Source organism: Paenibacillus sp. MMO-58, from assembly GCF_037146255.1.
In the GTDB taxonomy this organism is placed as follows: domain Bacteria; phylum Bacillota; class Bacilli; order Paenibacillales; family Paenibacillaceae; genus Pristimantibacillus.
This window is the reverse complement of record NZ_JBBCVY010000006.1, coordinates 398,445-413,754: the sequence shown is the minus strand read 5'-3', so window position 1 is coordinate 413,754 and position 15,310 is coordinate 398,445. Positions and strand designations below refer to the sequence as shown.

Here is a 15,310-nt window from a genome sequence, read left to right as displayed (position 1 = left end):
TCTCGGGATCCAAGTCCCACGGGCAGAAACGTTCGATCCCCGGCTACCGCTATCTTACGACCCTACAAAAAAGAGGTCGACCAGAAAGATCTGGTGACCTCATAATACGAAAGGGCAGGATAGTTTCAATATGTGGTATTGTAAAGTAGGCAGATTAATCGAACCTGGTTGCTCTTATAAAAGGAGTTGAAGGCGATTAAAGGAGGGATGAAATGAAATTTAAATTGGTAATCCTAGTCTTTTTCGTTTTAGTTATTTCTGGTTGCCAAGAACAAAATATTACGAATGATGCAAGTCAAGAGACACCAACGATAGTTGCTAAAGAAAATGATTCAATTCTTGTGGATAACAACAATGATGGAATGTCACGACGGCAAGGGGAATACGACTCACAGGTACATGGAAAACTGGTTGTGAATCCGAACTATTACATTGAGAATAAAATCCAGCGTGGGGATGTAATTTATTATAAGTTGCCGAAGGTTTATAAAATAAAGTTTCCGCGTGTAAATGCGCCTGAGTTTGGAATTTCACGCGTGATTGCTCTTCCTGGGGAGCTTGTGCAAATAAAAAAAGGTCAGATATATATAAATGAGAAGAGACTAAATACGTTCTATGGAAAGATGTCTAGTTGGGGAGAAAATGAGAAAGAATTCTTTAGTACCATAAATGAACCAGGTACCGCCATATGTGATGAAGTATGCCAGAAAAATATGAAAGATTTTTTTAACATGAACGTCGGTAAGTTTGAGGTGCCAGTAAATCAATTATATGTGTTAGGTGATACCGGATGGAGAAGTATTGACAGTAACATTCATGGTCCTGTTCCTATCACTAATATAATAGGAAAAGTCATAGGGTACGCTGAAAAATAACCGTGCTCTTAAGGTAACGCTAAACTAAACGGGAAACGATAGTTCAGCTATCCAGGAGCAGTTTGCCACGACGGCAGCTGATCTTTTTTATTAAGCTAAGGGCAGTTTAACGCAACAAGCAGTCGGCCAAGGGGACCAGCTTTTTGTTCGTTATGCTAAAGGGAAGGGTATCTCCAAATTATTGTGTAATAAGATGGTTATTCGAGGAGCTTATACTAAATCGTTGGCCTCGGACATCTTGCTTGTATCATGAATCAGCCTTAAATTGAATCTTGTACAAAATGAATTCAGAATATCAAGGACAGGAGTAGATCCGATGAAAATAGGAGAATTCGTAGAATACTGCTTGTCTTATCCAGGCTCGTATGAAGATCAACCTTTCGGAGAAGGCTGGACGGTCATTCGCCATAAAGAAAACAAGAAGTTATTTGCCTTGATATACATCCGAAATGAACATCTTTGCGTTAACCTTAAATCTGATCCTGAACGATCCGATTTTCTTCGACAGGCATTTAAGGAAGTCAACCCGGGGTATCATATGAATAAAGAGCACTGGAATACAGTGATTCTGGATGAAGGGCTTCCGGAAGATGATCTTCATGACATGGTAAGGCATAGTTTTGAACTCACAAGGCCTAAACGTAAGAAAAGTAAGGATCAACTTTTAGACTAATGCAGACTGCAGCAGCTGGCCAAGAAGTTCGGAAGCTTTTTCGTTCCGGGCAGTTTAACATAACTAATTCCACCCAGTTATCTGCATAACATTTGCAAGTCCGAATAAGAAGGAGGAAAATATTATAAAACTGAAGATCCCGGTAATTGTTTTCATTTCATTGGTTATTTTGGTCGCTGCAGTATTATTTATTAATCATAGGTCTAATAAGGTCCAAATTGTCAGCGATGCAGCAAAGATGCAACGGTGTGATGATGCTGGAATATTTACTAAATTGTCCGGAATAAAAACCAAAGCTTGGGGATTTGGAAGTGGCGGAAATATGATGTTTAGCGGTTCTGTGGTGTGCATATATGATGGTTTTGGCAAGCCTACGATTAGTAAGATTACATACGAGAAAAAAGGGGAAGCAGAGATATATGTGCAAACAAATAACAGTATAACTAATCAAAATCAAGTAGAGGTTATTATACCTAAAGTCTTTACTATTCATGTTTTTGATTTGGAAACGAAATCTAGTTTTGAAATCTACCAACCCTGACGCTTTCCAGGATTAAACGAAGGAGAACGTTAGTTGAGAACAACAAAATGGCAGCTGATCCATATGATCAGTTGCCATTTTGTTGAAGTAAAGGGCAGGTTAAAGCAACTATTGATCAGCGGTTGCGTATTTATAAGAGAAGCCATTACCTGTCAAATTTAATAGATAGGAAGATTGTATCAAATGATGAAGCAAACTAAATTCTCCGTGCTATCTCTAGCACTAGCCGCAGCTTTAACGATTCCAGCAGTAATTAACGCTGATTCTTCAGAGGTAACACCGACAGAATCCAATCCCCCAATCGTAACTTCATCCACGTCGCCAGAAGTGCCTGACGATGGATTCGAATCTATTACGCCGTATACTAAGGGTAACCAACAGCCTCTAACAACCGTGACCGCTTCTACTTCTGGCGCCCCCGCCTATTTTGTAATACCAGCTGGTTATGGACATGGGAAATTTTATTTTCACAACACAGGTAAAGGCGTGCTAACGGTTACGATGAAACACTCGTCAGGGTTAGAGTATATTGCAGCAACTATACAGCTAGGACAAGCATATACATGGAGAAGCACGACGGATTATCCGCAAGGAATGCGCGGTGGTGATTATGCCATCTCATTCCAGTGTTCCACTGGTGTAAGTGTAGAGTGGTCCGCATCCGCTTCCGATAGTGTAACTTGAAGGAACTACACTAAATGAAGATCTGGGATTGATAAAGGGAAGTCGGATGGATTGGTATCTTCACTTTTTACGTTAAGCTATCGGGAAACGTTAGTTCAGACATCACAATGCAGGAGGTTTGGGATGAAAAAGGAATGGATAGATGCAGCAAAGCTATTGGCTAATAACCCCAACCTATCAACTAAATGTCCGGATTGTGGAAATTACATACTTGAAGTTGTTGACGTTGATTCCCCTTTAAATGCAGTAGATTTTGAAAGATATGTGACTTGTCCCCAATGTAAAGCTCAAGCAGTTTTGAAAATGAAGCGCAAAGAATCTTAAGCTAACGGGAAACTTTAGTTCAACCAGTACAGGGAGCAGGACGCCGCGGCGCTGCTCCTTGTTTCATTGAAGTAAAGGGCAGTTTACGCTAATTGTCGTGTATAATAAAATGGAAATTTAGCTTTTATAGGAGGATAAATGATGTGGATTCCTTATAAGCAAATAAGAGAACATGAACCTGATTTTAGGGCCAGATATAAATTCTTTTCTCAAGAAGAAGGCGGGAGAAAAAACCTTCCGCGTCAAGGCTACCGTTCAGATTTCTTCTATGATGGGGACAACCTTAAAGATGGGATTTACATGATACATCCGGAGTTTGAAGATGCAAGCGGAAACATTATGTTAGATGATAAAATACCAGTTTCCTCAGAGGGGACAGCAAGAATGTGGATTATTATCCCTGAAATGCGAAAAATGGTGCATATAAATAAAATAAGCATCGGAGTCAGAGGGTACTTTATGGAAGGCTCTAGAAAGGTCGCTGTGGCCGAGGTAATTGAAATTCTAGGACTGCATTCAAACGCAGAGATACTAATCTAACGGGGAACACTAGTCTGAATCAAATCAATGGCAGCTGAGCGAAATATAATCGCTATTATCAATAAACAGGAGTGAGGAAATGAATAAGACTCCCGAGCTAAATCATTTTCTAAACAAATTAGAGGATAGTAATATCTTTTATCGACTAAGTAAGATTCGAAGTGAAGCAATTATGGTCGAGGTTGCAGTACCAGGACAGAGATGGGAAGTTGAATTTCTAGATGACGGCACCATTGAAATTGAAAAATTTATTAGTGATGGTGAGATGTATGACGCAACAGAATTAGAAGTAATATTTAAAAGGTTCTCAGATTAGCTGGATTATTTTGTTTTAAGCTATCGGAGAACTATAGCTCAACAACACGACAGCAGCCGGCATATAAAGATCGGCTGCTTTTTGCTGAACTAATGTGCAGGATAACTAAATTGGACTAACGAATAAGTTTTATAAACAAGGAGAGGAAGAAGAAATTGCCTTCTTACTTACCAGATTACGAAAAGTTATACGAATGTTCAGATGTTTACTCAACAAGACTTTTTAAGGCAGGTATTGAAGCCGATTTTGAATATTCTTGCGCTTTGTTACGTGGTGATATAAAGCCTTCTGAAACAATTGAAGTTAGACATATGAGGGGAACACACACACCAGCACTTGCTATCCATACCGGATTTTCCTTATTTCTGCACGATTCGATTATTGAAGCGTTCATCCAAAACCAGATTACTGGCTGGGAGACGTTCCGAATAACTCTCTACGGAAAAAATGATGAAATCATTCCTAATTATTCAGGAGTTTCCATTACAGGTAGATGCAATCCGCTCGACTATTCCCGCAGCGAAATTGTGTACAGGGAATATCCTGGGGGGATTTTTCCTAGATTTAAAGGTAGCTATTTTAAGGATGATATTTGGGATGGGACGGATTTGTTCATGGATAATCCTGATAAAAGAGGATATACCCTGAATCAGTATGTTTCAGAAAGGGTAAAGAATATTTTTGACAGGGACCGAGATTGATGTAATGATGATTGTAAAAGAAAGAAGACCGGAACACTTGAGATAATATCTGTACAAGAGGCAAACTTACGCGAGGAACGATAGTCCAGGTTAGATACAATACAACAACAACTGGCCATCGGCCATCTGACCAACTGCTGATGCTCAACAAAAGATAGTTTGCGCTATAGTGAATTCCCTTTTATGGAAATTAAAAATAAGGAGTGCACCATGCACCATGAAGCTGTGTAAATGCATTATTTATCGTTTAGCTAAAAATGATACTCCTTTAGCGATTACTGAACGAATCAAACAAGCTTTCTTCGCTTTGGCTACTGACCTAAATGATATAAAATTTTTCGTAAACGATTCGATGCATGGTGTATCAGGCATTAATCGACTCATCCCGAGCTTACTCCATATCTACACACGGTTGAGACATCACATGGTAGTGAACAAAGACTCACAAATCTACCTGTTGGCTGGGACGGTTCAAATCCTAATGGATGCACTGAATCTATTGAGATTGACGATGCGATTGAGATTATACGCGGAGTCCCACGCAGATATCCGCTAAATAAACTTACGTTTATATTCGATCGTCTTCCCATGCTTAGTCGAATCCCAAACTGTTCTCTGGTAGAACCAGTACCTTTCATTGTAAAGGGCCGTCTTCACTCTCCAAAGCTTTTTACACCGAGTGTAACAGGCTGGAGTGATTATCCTTCACCATGTATTCGTCTTCAGAGTGATTGGTGGATATCCGGAAGAAATAACTTTATGGATGCGATTGTGGAACTAGGTGATCTCGCGGATGGCATTCCGCAGTTGGAACTAAATGAAACGGAGCGCCAATTGCTTGAATCAATCGGTGAAATTTATCATGAGCGCATATTTGCGGCTCCATCAAATGAGGAAGAAGAAGCAGACATTTACGAGAAAATGATAACTGGTGAAAGAATCGTTCATCAGTTCTACGAAAATGGTAATCTAGTTGGCTTTGACTACCCCTATAAGCTAGAACCACTATTATTAGGGGATCATGTCTCTGAGCCGTTATCGGTTAAAAAGGTGATCACAGCCCAATTTAAGAAGCGAGGTTTTACATTCAACACAAAGTATAGCAATGGTGGTGTCTATACGATAACGAAGGTAACCAAGAATCACCATTTAGTCAAACTAACGTTCACTCGAGGAAGATTCGATGCCGATGTCTTGTGCGTGGGCAGCATTGAAGGGCCGCTATGGAAGCATGAATTTGAATTACCCGCCGCTCATAACAACATGAAGCCGTACCGAGTAACCCTACAAGCCGAGGTTGATCATCAAATTGGAAATATCGCCGCTGCTTACGATGCCACTGAAAAACCAATAATCGAAGCAATTGATGACTTGTACGGTTCAGGACCACCATGGCTAACGTATCTATAGTTAAGCGATGAACGATAGTTTAGAACATGACAGCAGTCGATGCTGAGATCAATTTCTAACACAAAATTAGCAGAAGCATATTAATGTTGCAATTAAGGAGTTTGGTAAACCATGACTAATGTAAAACGTACGAGAATAAAACTGGGGGATGTATATTTAATACCATTATCAGATGGAAGGTTCGCCTTTGGAAGAAGATTTAAAGACTCGTGTATTGCAATTTATCGTTATATTGCTGATTCGACTGAAGACATACCACAAGAAGAAGACTATCAGTTTATTGTTGGTGTTTATGACATTCTCCTCTGAAATCAGGTGAGTGACCTGTATTATTAAATCGGCCATTCAAAAATGAAGAAGAAGCATGGCCTCCTCCCATGTGTGTAATAGATCAATTGTCTGGCGGCTATTCCATCTATCACAAGGGGGAGATGAGGGAAGCTAGTATGCAAGAATGTGAAGGTTTAGAAATTGCGGCTGTTTGGGGAGCGGAGCATATAAAAGATAGAATTATGGGGGACAATCGCTGGAATTGTGACCCCCGTAAATAATTTTCGATAGACCGAAGGCTTACGCTATCGGGTAACAATAGTTGAATAGCCAAACGAATAAAGCTGTCGACATGCAACCGGCAGCTTTTTTAAGTAAAGGGCAGGATAGTTGGGCAATAAACAGAATATTTTAGGGATATTTAGTGTGCCGCTTGGAGGTTAACGAATGAAGGGGCTAGATACAAAGCAAATCAACAGTTTGTTAATCGGCATTGGATTGGCTTGTGAAATTATTGCTTTATCGGATAAAAATCGTGCATTTGTAATAGTACAAGCTATAGAAGGTGAAAAGTATCTGAATCGGCAAGATATAGATACTGCCAAATTCTATCTACGGAAGTATGAAGTGCCTGTTGAATTTATTGAAAATGATTGGGATGTTACAGATGATGAAATTATCGGTTCAGTTCACATTAAAGGTATTGTAGGAATAAAACAACTTGAATTTCATCTGCAAATGTATGTTGACGACCTATCACGGCTTGTTGGTGAATGGAATTGCGAAAATCCTTTATAAATTATTTCTCAAGATTTCTTTAAGCTCCCTCGAAATGATAGTCCAATAACACAGTTATGGGTAGGCTTCCATGCCAGTCACTTCCGGATAATCGCGAATTGTAGGATTTGTTACACCTTTGAGTTTTCAGAGTATAATATGAGTTGAGAGCTATCTACCCATAGCTATCACACTCCAAGCCCATGTAGATTTCCCTACATGGGCTTCTAATTTATTTTCTGTTCTATTGTGGTGTAAACAAAAAATAAAGACCCTTGTAAGGGCTCAACTTAGATGGCAAATCAGCAATATTATATTATGATTGACAAGTATTTTTGTTGTATGGCAATACAAAAGAGGGCGGTTAAACGACAATCGTCGCAGAATATCATTAACCAATTAGACTAATGCACAGTCCGATTTTTTTAGTCATAGGGTGTAAATATTATTTTTTATTTTTCGGGAGGCTTTATGATAAAAAGGAAATTAAAGAAAATAAAATACTTCGGCGAAAGAATAGATAGCTCCTATAATGAGCTTGAATATTTTAATGTTCAATCAAGTAAAAAATCCGGTTTCTTACCACCGAAAATAAAAAAGAAAAAGGTTTGATATTTCAGAAACCAGCCTTAAAGGATCACGATCATGTATTGAACTACCGGGAAACTATAGTTGAAAAAAGGGCTCTGCTAAATAGGCAGAGCCCTTTCAGTATTTATTGAACTGATCTGGCTGTAATGGAAGGGGGTTTATTCCTCTAATTTGTACCTAATCACCTATTTAGAGACTAATTACAGATAGACCTTTCCAACAAGATGCACGGGACCAGTTATGTTGACGGCATTTTGGCCAACATGTTCTACGGTCAGAGAATATTGCTGGAATGTACCAACTAGACCAGCTGTTGTTGATTCCGTATGCTGGAGGGCTGTCGTGAAATCAAGCGTTACCCAAGGGCCCTCATCTCTTGTTCCAATAAAAGCAGAATCTGTTGTCTGGAACACAATAGGAGCAGGAGCAGCGGTTCCGCCTCTCCGAATGCGAAAGAGCAGCTTCGGTACAATTGTGAGCAGCAGCAGTTGTGCTTCCCAGCCAATTGTTGCTTTTAGTTCAATCCGGTTGTTGATGTTGCTGATTTGGAGAAAGACTGAAGTCAACAGGTATTCTGCACCCGGTGAGATTAAAAACGGAAGAGAACCCGTTCCTGCAGCAACATCTTGATATTGGTGATCTACAATATTAACAGACATACTATCACCTCCTTTCATAACGGACCAATTACGGTAACCGTATCGATTCCAGCTGTTTCAGCCGACAGATTTAGGACTTGAATAATCCGTTCAGTCCGGGGGATTTCACATGATAAAGAAGTGTGATAAGGATAGAAGAAGCGGTTTTGATCCAATAACGGGAGTTACATTTTGAATATTTTTTGGGGGAGATAACCTTAGTGCAACGGGGAGATCTTGGCTTTCTAGCAGACGGAGGTTCAATAGAACTTGCCTTTTCATATATTAGATTCATAGATTTAGTACTATGCAATGTACAGATATACTAGGACCATGGTATATATTGCCGACAGTCACTTCCTGTTGAACTAACGGAGAACATTAGTTTAAAACAACAAACCGGCAGTTGATCAGAGATCAGCTGCCGGTTTGTTGTGAAGAAAAGGACAGGATAATTCCTAAAATGATATAAGTGAGTAAGTGAGGTTTCTATCTTCAGGGCAGGAGTTGATATTTGCGAACCGTTAGAGATTTGGTAGCCCGATTACTGAGAAGAGAACAACAAATAGATAGTAGCCTTCTATTTAAGCATATCCATCTATATTGTGATGAAAAGAGAAATGAAGTCACCCTTTTCAGATGTAACAGAAAAGATTAATTAATGGACGTGAATAGGAAGATTATTTGTATTCTAAATGGGGAGTGCTTCTATTTAATATTTTGTTATTATTTATATAATCATCGCTATTTATCGTGCGACGAAAGCTCTAGTTCGCCAATTATGTTCGACCAAGAGCTTTTCAATTTTAATATGAAATTTTGAGCTGCAATAACAGCGGGATAAGGGTAAATAATGGTAGAATTAACAATAGAGTTTAGTAAGGGGGTAATATTAAAGATCGTGTGAAGAAGTCACTTGCAAGTGAGGCATGCTCTTAACGGAGTAAATTCTACGTAGAATAAAACAGAAATGAAAGGATGAACAAACATGAAAAACAAATGGATAATTCTGCTACTCGTATTTAGCCTTGCTTTTCCATTCCAAGCGATGGCAGCGGCTCAAAATAAATTAAAAGTGTTAGTTGATGGAAAAGCGGTTTCACTCTCACAACCACCGGTTGTTAAGAATGGAACAAATATGTTGCCTGCTATTCCTGTATTGAAAAGCTTGGGATTAAGCATAGAAGCAGATACAAAGGCAGGCACAATAAAAGCAAGTAAATCAGGCAAAGTTATTTGGCTCAAGATAGGGAGTATTTTGACGACGGTGAACGGTATTACTGTTCCCATAGAAGAGCCAGTTCAGACCATTAAAGGAACAACTATGGTGCCGGCCAGATTTATAACTGATGTTCTTGGGGCGGGACTGAAAGTGACAAAGGATAGCATTTCCATCACCAACACGAATAAGGAAACGATGTTTGATATCGATGCAAATATAGTTGTATCTGCAAACTACGTAAAAAATGCATCGAATACAAACTTTAGTGAAGTAGGATTCACTGACTTTTACATTAGTGTCACAGACTACGATATTATTACGTCTGATACAATCGTTAAGGGATTGGATGCAGGTAGTACAAAAAAATACAATAACTTTGAAATAACAAAATCCAGGTATTCAAAAGACGCAGATTACTTCTATATCGGTAGCGTTTTATCTTATTATATGGATGAGGACCAACTCCGATTGGATAACCCAAATTTCAACAAGATAAAATCGTTTTATCAATATGACGGGATCAATGGGTACCTTGATAAAGTTTATTCCAAAATTTATGACAAACGGATGAAAAGCGCTCCCATAAAAATTGAAAGCGTATATGTCACCTTTAAGGGAGATACACCATATTTCGAATGGACAGTTAAAAACATTTCATCTAAAACAATCACTTATTATGACTTTCAGGCTTATTGTATTGATAGATATGGAAAGCTCACTCCATTATCAAGTCCTTATTTTGCAGGCAAATCAGAAAACAACAACTGGAAACCAGGGGAGACCATAACTCAGAGATGGTCACTCTACGATCATCCAATGACTGAGGATTTTAGAAAAACCCGATTAAATGAGGTAAGGTTTAAAGATGGGACCAAGTGGACGTTCTAACGATTAACAAAAAAGGGATTACCGAATAATCGGTAATCCCTTTTTCTTGGTATATGAGTAACCAATTTATCTCAATGTGTATGTGTAGTCTTTACCTTGTAAAGTTACGATAATTGCAATTGGTTTCTTATCCGTAGATGCTTCCTTCGGAAGCTCTGCAATGAAATGCAAACTCCCGGTTTTTAGAGGCTCAATGCTTGTAATAGAAGTATAAGTTAAATTAGAACCGCCGCTTTCTTCGATAGTTGAAAAGCTATCGTACTCATACTTATTGTCATACTTCACTTTGAGTGTAGCAAATTCCTCCGATGATTTCTCGGATGTCAAAAGACTTTTGATCTTAATTACAGTGTCCAGATAAATATTCCCGGGATCTTTCACCTCATAATAGGAATAGAAGCTATCTGGATTCGGTGGAACTACTTTTGACGTAAAAGAAGCTTTCGTAATCGTGACCTCTGCAAAATCTGCAATAGAAAGAGGTTTGTTTAATTCAAGCACACTTAAAACCGGTGATGGTGTTGGATCCGGAGTAGCAGCAGCAACTTCTTCTTTCTTAGCTTCTTCAAGCTGCAATTTTAAATTTTGATTCTCCTTTGTGAGTTCAGCAACCTGTGCTTTTAATTGAGTGATCTCACTTGCAGAATTGCTGTTCTGACTACTGCACCCAACCAATGCAGTTATCAAGAGAAGAGACATAAATCCAAAGGCTAGTTTTTTCATATCTGATCAAAACCCCCAGTTAAAATTTACATTATTTGATCATTGTACCTCACGAGATTATTACAGGATACAAAAAGTAACAAGAAATAGGGCAGGGTTCAATAATAAACTAGTAGAATCTATGAGGAACTTTTGGGGATCATGAAGAAGAGTCACCAGATGACTCTAATCCTTATTGGGATAACATAAATAATACATTAATTAACCTTATTGCTGCAGGGTTATGCTTTGAAATGGAAGACGAAGATGGCCGAACTTTAATAGAAAACACGGGAAACATCCAGGGCAATGACTGGATTCATGCATCTTATCCTTTACTATGATCTCTACGAGTAGGGGCGGACTGTATAGCTCAAGGGATCAGTCTCCCAAGAAAACGAACGTCCTGCCCAGCCTATCCGTAAGTTTACGCCCCAACAAAAATGAGGTCGACCAGTAAGTTCTATGACCTCATAATATTAACGGGAATCGATAGTTCAGCATTGCGACAGCAGTCGGCTTTTACGTTCGGTTGCTTTTTTCTTGAAAGGGCAGGGTAGTACAACTAACTTAACGTGGAATAGCCGTTTATATTAGGGTGAATTTGTAGTCAATTAATTAAATTTTTGGGTTTAATGACGAGTTAAGTACCTCAAACTGATAAATATTCTAAGGGTGAAGTGTCAGCAAAGCAATATTGTGTTTGAATGAGAACGTAAGTTTTAGTAGAATAAAATTCGAAATGCGTCTAGAAAGACCATTATTCTTCATACGGAGTTGAGTTTTGTGGCAATTAAACTATTAGACCGGAACGAATCTGTCAACTGTATCAAAGAAGCAGCAAATTGTTCGGATATTAAGAGTCTTGTTAAGTTTGCTGAAGAGATCAGTGAGTATCTGATGAGAAATAGTCACCTTAAACCAGAGAATGTAAACATCAAACGGTGTGCCAGTTGTTTGAATGCCTTGAAGTCAGCCGATAAAGGGACTGATCCACGTCTTGATTTATTACGGATGAGAGCTGTAGGAAGCTTAGTACAGATTGGTTATCCAGATGCAGAAACTTTATATATGAAGGCACCTATTGCAGAGCGTAAAAGTTAAACAACAAACGGCAGTCTTTTGATCGCCCTTGTTGTAACTTAAAAATATTGCTTCCATGTGCATTTTCAAATTTCTGTAAACATGTTATACTTGATTCATCCATTTCCTTCAGGTGATGTGATCTTAGTTCGGCTTCATCAACCGTCCTAGGTGTGTTGGTTTTCCTTACAAATTATCAAACCATCCCCTGAAAGAAGAAAAAGGCTGCCTATAGGCAGTCTTTTTTGTTGTTTCTATATAGCTGAAACCGGTAGCGAACAGCTTGCCGTCTATAGTTAATGATATTCACGATGCAATAAAGGACGATTGTGAAGAACATGGCCGATATGCCAATTTTGACTGCTCGTTCAGGATTTTCGAAAAGAAGGGAAACGCCGATGATTACTGAAGTAATAAGTGCGCCAAAGCCAGCAAAGCGGAAAGGGGATTTATCAGAAACTTACATAATTTATTTTCCTCCTATACTTGGGGTAGACATAAATAGAGTGATGCCGGGCGACAAGAACATTGTAACATTGTAAGTCGCAAAAATTGGCGGTTTTTTTAAAACGGATAACGTTAGTTGCAACAAGCCGGTCGCGGATCAGAGATCCGCAACCGGCTTGTTGTTTAAATGGAAGATTTAACTAACATTTGGAAAATGATATACTTTTGAAGAAATGGTCGTAAAAGTAGAAGTTGGGAGAAAAAAGAATGGATAATAAACATTTAAATAAAATTAGCGGCTATTTAGAAGGGCTTAGTACGATTAATACTCACTTTGGTACCTGTCATGGTCATGAATACAAGTTTTGTGAGTTCAAAGGTGGTCTGCCTCTAGAGCAAATAGTTATACAATACAATAAGGGAAGCAATCTAAAAAACCATGATGATATTAATTACCTGCCCTTACGTCAGGTCGAAGACTGGAAGGAAACCCTTTTTGAGGTTAGTGCATATTGGTTCTTTTCTCTATATCGGATGCAAAACTTTCAGGTGCGAGTTGCTTATTTCGATGAAAATGGTCAAGAACTTCCTGAGATAGCAGCAGAGTTTGATAAAAGAACAAACAGAGTCAGTAACAAACTAATTGATCTAATAGATCAGTTTATTGATGGAAAAGAAGTTAAGGTATACAGGATGGAAACTGAAGTAGAAGAAAAACATGAATTCGATTGGGAGCAAATATATTTTGTTATTTATGGTAGAGTGTTTGTTCTGGAGTTTTATCAATGGGGGTAATACTATGGGAAACGGGTTCAATGAATAGATCGCAACTCAAGCGAAGGTTAGTCAAAATAACGCAAAAAGCGTACGAGACATCTCATTTAACGAGGCCTAAGACTAATATACTCTTCTAACGAGATTATAATTGAGCACCATGCGAATGAGCTTCTTAAAATGGAAAGGACTCATGTGTCTATACCATTAGGCATAATCATTATCGTATCAGGGTTCACTCTCACCATATTATCAGCAGTTCTAACATCACATACCTAACAAAAATCGTTTTACTTGCTTAAACTAACGTTAGTTCAGCCATCCAGGAGCAGCTTGCCATATCGGCAGTTGCTCCTTTTTTATTAAACTAAAGGGCAGATTACGCTAATGGATTCCTTTTAGAATAAAAATGCTATACTTGTTGTTGCGTTGTATTTTTACTTGATTTATAAGGTGCTTCAAATGGGAAGGGCACCGCATTTATTCAAAGAGCCCATTGGAGGATTCTTATATGACAGTAAACGGAAATAACCATATAATGCGAATTAGCAATCCTGACGTACTTAGTCATGAAGAGGTTGAAAAAGAATTACGAAGTGGAAAGCACGTTATAATACAATTTTCAGATCCCGAATTTTATTAAGTGTTTGCAGGGTTTGGAATATGCAGTCAATGTGACGAAGCTCTCTTTAAGTGGAAATCAAATTACTGATATTTCACCTCTAAAGGGGCTTACGAAAATTCAAAGCCTTGATCTCATGGATAATCAGATCACTTCGATCGAGGACTTGTCAGCGATGAAAGAGCTAGAAGCTCTTCGTGTCGATCATAATCAGATTTCATCCTTTGACGTGGTGAAGCAATTACCACACCTGCGTGATCTAACTGCCTTCGGAAATCAAATTTGCGAATATTCAAGGACTATCCGATGCTGTAAATTTGACGAAGTTGGTTTTGAGTGGCAATCAAATTGAGGATATTAAGCCTCTCGGGAATTTAACGAAGATGACAGATTTATCTTTATATAACAACCAAATCAGTGATCTTTCCCCGCTAGCAAGATTGGTTAAGCTTTGGAGAGTCGATGCTGCGAACAATAATATCAAAGAAGACCTTGCTCCGTTATCTACATTAACTAACTTACTTACTCTGGATTTATCATCTAACCTGATCTATGATTTGGAACCGTTGAGAAATCTTCGAAGTTTGGGTTACCTCTATTTGAAAGACAATAGAGTGTGGGATTTAGAGCCGATCCAACAACGTAATTTTTTTCCGTATTATGATACGGGTGCATTCATTGAACCACTTGCGCTGCAAAATAACTATTTAGATTTAAGCAAGGGATCGAAAACATATAAATTATTCGTGAAACTGGCAGGAAATGAGTTGCCTGGCGGTCAGCGTAAGACACAGCGCTTGGTAATCGGCAGCACGACAGCTTATGTGGGAGAAAGTACTTATCGTATTACCGCAGCGCCATTTATTCAGACGGGACGTACCTATGTGCCGATCCGTTTCATCTCCGAGAAGCTTGGGGCAACCGTGAATTGGAACCAGAGCACCAAAGAGGTAACGATTCAGAAGGATGGTAAAACGATTCGTTGGGCTGTAGGGAACAGGCAGGTAAAAGTAAACCAGCAAACGGTAATGCAAGATGCTCCTTTACTTCTGAAGAACGGCAGTGCGTTCGTTTCTGTTCGTTTTGTGGCAGAGCAGCTAAATACTTCCGTTGAGTATATGGGAAGCAAGCATATGGTCGTGATTTTCAAAAATTAAGAAGCATAATGGAATTACAGAATAATATTTGAAGATAAGGACTCAGTGATCATGCTCGAAACAAGAGTAAAATAT

18 protein-coding genes and 1 pseudogene are annotated in these 15,310 nt (G+C 38.7%); 17 read left to right on the top strand and 2 right to left on the bottom strand.

The window, feature by feature from the left end; genetic code table 11:
• Nucleotides 1-212: 212 nt before the first annotated feature.
• From lepB to WFJ73_RS20190, 11 genes are all read left to right on the top strand, one after another.
• Nucleotides 213-875 carry a signal peptidase I gene (lepB, locus tag WFJ73_RS20240; RefSeq protein ID WP_336774768.1) on the top strand — a complete coding sequence of 221 codons (663 nt, stop codon included), beginning with the start codon at nucleotides 213-215 and terminating at the stop codon, nucleotides 873-875.
• A 316-nt stretch (nucleotides 876-1,191) separates the two neighbouring features.
• Nucleotides 1,192-1,548: an MmcQ/YjbR family DNA-binding protein gene (locus tag WFJ73_RS20235; RefSeq protein ID WP_336774767.1), complete on the top strand. Its 357-nt coding sequence runs from the start codon at nucleotides 1,192-1,194 to the stop codon at nucleotides 1,546-1,548.
• 238 nt (nucleotides 1,549-1,786) lie between these two features.
• Nucleotides 1,787-2,089, top strand: coding sequence for a hypothetical protein (locus WFJ73_RS20230; protein WP_336774766.1), 303 nt, complete (start codon nucleotides 1,787-1,789; stop codon nucleotides 2,087-2,089).
• A gap of 183 nt (nucleotides 2,090-2,272) precedes the next feature.
• Nucleotides 2,273-2,773, top strand: coding sequence for a hypothetical protein (locus WFJ73_RS20225; protein ID WP_336774765.1), 501 nt, complete (start codon nucleotides 2,273-2,275; stop codon nucleotides 2,771-2,773).
• A gap of 123 nt (nucleotides 2,774-2,896) precedes the next feature.
• Nucleotides 2,897-3,097 carry a hypothetical protein gene (locus WFJ73_RS20220; protein ID WP_336774764.1) on the top strand — a complete coding sequence of 67 codons (201 nt, stop codon included), beginning with the start codon at nucleotides 2,897-2,899 and terminating at the stop codon, nucleotides 3,095-3,097.
• Nucleotides 3,098-3,235: 138 nt separating this feature from the next.
• A complete protein-coding gene (locus WFJ73_RS20215) occupies nucleotides 3,236-3,637 on the top strand; it encodes a hypothetical protein (RefSeq protein WP_336774763.1) in 402 nt (133 codons plus the stop codon).
• A gap of 79 nt (nucleotides 3,638-3,716) precedes the next feature.
• Nucleotides 3,717-3,953, top strand: coding sequence for a hypothetical protein (locus WFJ73_RS20210; RefSeq protein ID WP_336774762.1), 237 nt, complete (start codon nucleotides 3,717-3,719; stop codon nucleotides 3,951-3,953).
• Between the two features lie 155 nt (nucleotides 3,954-4,108).
• Nucleotides 4,109-4,654: a hypothetical protein gene (locus tag WFJ73_RS20205; RefSeq protein ID WP_336774761.1), complete on the top strand. Its 546-nt coding sequence runs from the start codon at nucleotides 4,109-4,111 to the stop codon at nucleotides 4,652-4,654.
• 759 nt (nucleotides 4,655-5,413) lie between these two features.
• A complete protein-coding gene (locus tag WFJ73_RS20200) occupies nucleotides 5,414-6,064 on the top strand; it encodes a hypothetical protein (RefSeq protein ID WP_336774760.1) in 651 nt (216 codons plus the stop codon).
• Nucleotides 6,065-6,175: 111 nt separating this feature from the next.
• Entirely contained in the window at nucleotides 6,176-6,373 is a 198-nt protein-coding gene (locus tag WFJ73_RS20195) for a hypothetical protein (protein WP_336774759.1), read from the top strand.
• A 408-nt stretch (nucleotides 6,374-6,781) separates the two neighbouring features.
• A complete protein-coding gene (locus WFJ73_RS20190) occupies nucleotides 6,782-7,132 on the top strand; it encodes a hypothetical protein (protein WP_336774758.1) in 351 nt (116 codons plus the stop codon).
• 770 nt (nucleotides 7,133-7,902) lie between these two features.
• On the opposite strand, the gene WFJ73_RS20185 is transcribed toward WFJ73_RS20190, so the two are convergent.
• A complete protein-coding gene (locus WFJ73_RS20185) occupies nucleotides 7,903-8,361 on the bottom strand; it encodes a hypothetical protein (protein ID WP_336774757.1) in 459 nt (152 codons plus the stop codon).
• Between the two features lie 967 nt (nucleotides 8,362-9,328).
• On the opposite strand from WFJ73_RS20185, the gene WFJ73_RS20180 reads away from it, so the two are divergent.
• Complete coding sequence (locus WFJ73_RS20180) at nucleotides 9,329-10,450, top strand: copper amine oxidase N-terminal domain-containing protein (RefSeq protein ID WP_336774756.1); 1,122 nt, start codon at nucleotides 9,329-9,331, stop codon at nucleotides 10,448-10,450.
• Between the two features lie 66 nt (nucleotides 10,451-10,516).
• Here WFJ73_RS20180 and WFJ73_RS20175 read toward each other — a convergent pair whose 3' ends face one another.
• Nucleotides 10,517-11,173 (bottom strand): hypothetical protein, encoded by a 657-nt coding sequence (locus WFJ73_RS20175; protein ID WP_336774755.1) that lies wholly within the window; start codon nucleotides 11,171-11,173, stop codon nucleotides 10,517-10,519.
• A 765-nt stretch (nucleotides 11,174-11,938) separates the two neighbouring features.
• Between WFJ73_RS20175 and WFJ73_RS20170 the strand changes: the two genes are divergently transcribed.
• The 5 genes and pseudogenes from WFJ73_RS20170 to WFJ73_RS20155 all read left to right on the top strand — a co-directional run bounded on the left by WFJ73_RS20170 (nucleotide 11,939) and on the right by WFJ73_RS20155 (nucleotide 15,235).
• Nucleotides 11,939-12,256, top strand: a complete 318-nt coding sequence (locus tag WFJ73_RS20170; RefSeq protein WP_336774754.1) for a hypothetical protein — start codon at nucleotides 11,939-11,941, stop codon at nucleotides 12,254-12,256.
• Nucleotides 12,257-12,949: 693 nt separating this feature from the next.
• Nucleotides 12,950-13,477: a hypothetical protein gene (locus tag WFJ73_RS20165; RefSeq protein ID WP_336774753.1), complete on the top strand. Its 528-nt coding sequence runs from the start codon at nucleotides 12,950-12,952 to the stop codon at nucleotides 13,475-13,477.
• A 635-nt stretch (nucleotides 13,478-14,112) separates the two neighbouring features.
• Entirely contained in the window at nucleotides 14,113-14,430 is a 318-nt protein-coding gene (locus WFJ73_RS20160) for a leucine-rich repeat domain-containing protein (protein ID WP_336774752.1), read from the top strand.
• Nucleotides 14,405-14,458 (top strand): annotated as a pseudogene (locus WFJ73_RS33425) (hypothetical protein); the annotation flags it as partial. The gene WFJ73_RS20160 and the pseudogene WFJ73_RS33425, both read left to right, overlap by 26 nt.
• A 3-nt stretch (nucleotides 14,459-14,461) precedes the next feature.
• A complete protein-coding gene (locus tag WFJ73_RS20155; protein ID WP_336774751.1) occupies nucleotides 14,462-15,235 on the top strand; it encodes a stalk domain-containing protein in 774 nt (257 codons plus the stop codon).
• The last annotated feature ends 75 nt before the right edge of the window (nucleotides 15,236-15,310 follow it).

Excerpts from the sequence above, each read along its gene's own strand:
- WFJ73_RS20165 (WP_336774753.1), top strand. The coding sequence starts at position 12,950 with ATGGATAATAAACATTTAAATAAAATTAGCGGCTATTTAGAAGGGCTT.
- WFJ73_RS20180 (WP_336774756.1), top strand. The coding sequence starts at position 9,329 with ATGAAAAACAAATGGATAATTCTGCTACTCGTATTTAGCCTTGCTTTT.
- WFJ73_RS20225 (WP_336774765.1), top strand. The coding sequence starts at position 2,273 with ATGATGAAGCAAACTAAATTCTCCGTGCTATCTCTAGCACTAGCCGCA.
- WFJ73_RS20190 (WP_336774758.1), top strand. The coding sequence starts at position 6,782 with ATGAAGGGGCTAGATACAAAGCAAATCAACAGTTTGTTAATCGGCATT.
- WFJ73_RS20235 (WP_336774767.1), top strand. The coding sequence starts at position 1,192 with ATGAAAATAGGAGAATTCGTAGAATACTGCTTGTCTTATCCAGGCTCG.
- WFJ73_RS20220 (WP_336774764.1), top strand. The coding sequence starts at position 2,897 with ATGAAAAAGGAATGGATAGATGCAGCAAAGCTATTGGCTAATAACCCC.
- WFJ73_RS20185 (WP_336774757.1), bottom strand. The coding sequence starts at position 8,361 with ATGTCTGTTAATATTGTAGATCACCAATATCAAGATGTTGCTGCAGGA.
- WFJ73_RS20195 (WP_336774759.1), top strand. The coding sequence starts at position 6,176 with ATGACTAATGTAAAACGTACGAGAATAAAACTGGGGGATGTATATTTA.
- WFJ73_RS20175 (WP_336774755.1), bottom strand. The coding sequence starts at position 11,173 with ATGAAAAAACTAGCCTTTGGATTTATGTCTCTTCTCTTGATAACTGCA.
- WFJ73_RS20200 (WP_336774760.1), top strand. The coding sequence starts at position 5,414 with ATGGATGCGATTGTGGAACTAGGTGATCTCGCGGATGGCATTCCGCAG.
- lepB (WP_336774768.1), top strand. The coding sequence starts at position 213 with ATGAAATTTAAATTGGTAATCCTAGTCTTTTTCGTTTTAGTTATTTCT.
- WFJ73_RS20155 (WP_336774751.1), top strand. The coding sequence starts at position 14,462 with ATGACAGATTTATCTTTATATAACAACCAAATCAGTGATCTTTCCCCG.
- WFJ73_RS20215 (WP_336774763.1), top strand. The coding sequence starts at position 3,236 with ATGATGTGGATTCCTTATAAGCAAATAAGAGAACATGAACCTGATTTT.
- WFJ73_RS20230 (WP_336774766.1), top strand. The coding sequence starts at position 1,787 with ATGCAACGGTGTGATGATGCTGGAATATTTACTAAATTGTCCGGAATA.
- WFJ73_RS20210 (WP_336774762.1), top strand. The coding sequence starts at position 3,717 with ATGAATAAGACTCCCGAGCTAAATCATTTTCTAAACAAATTAGAGGAT.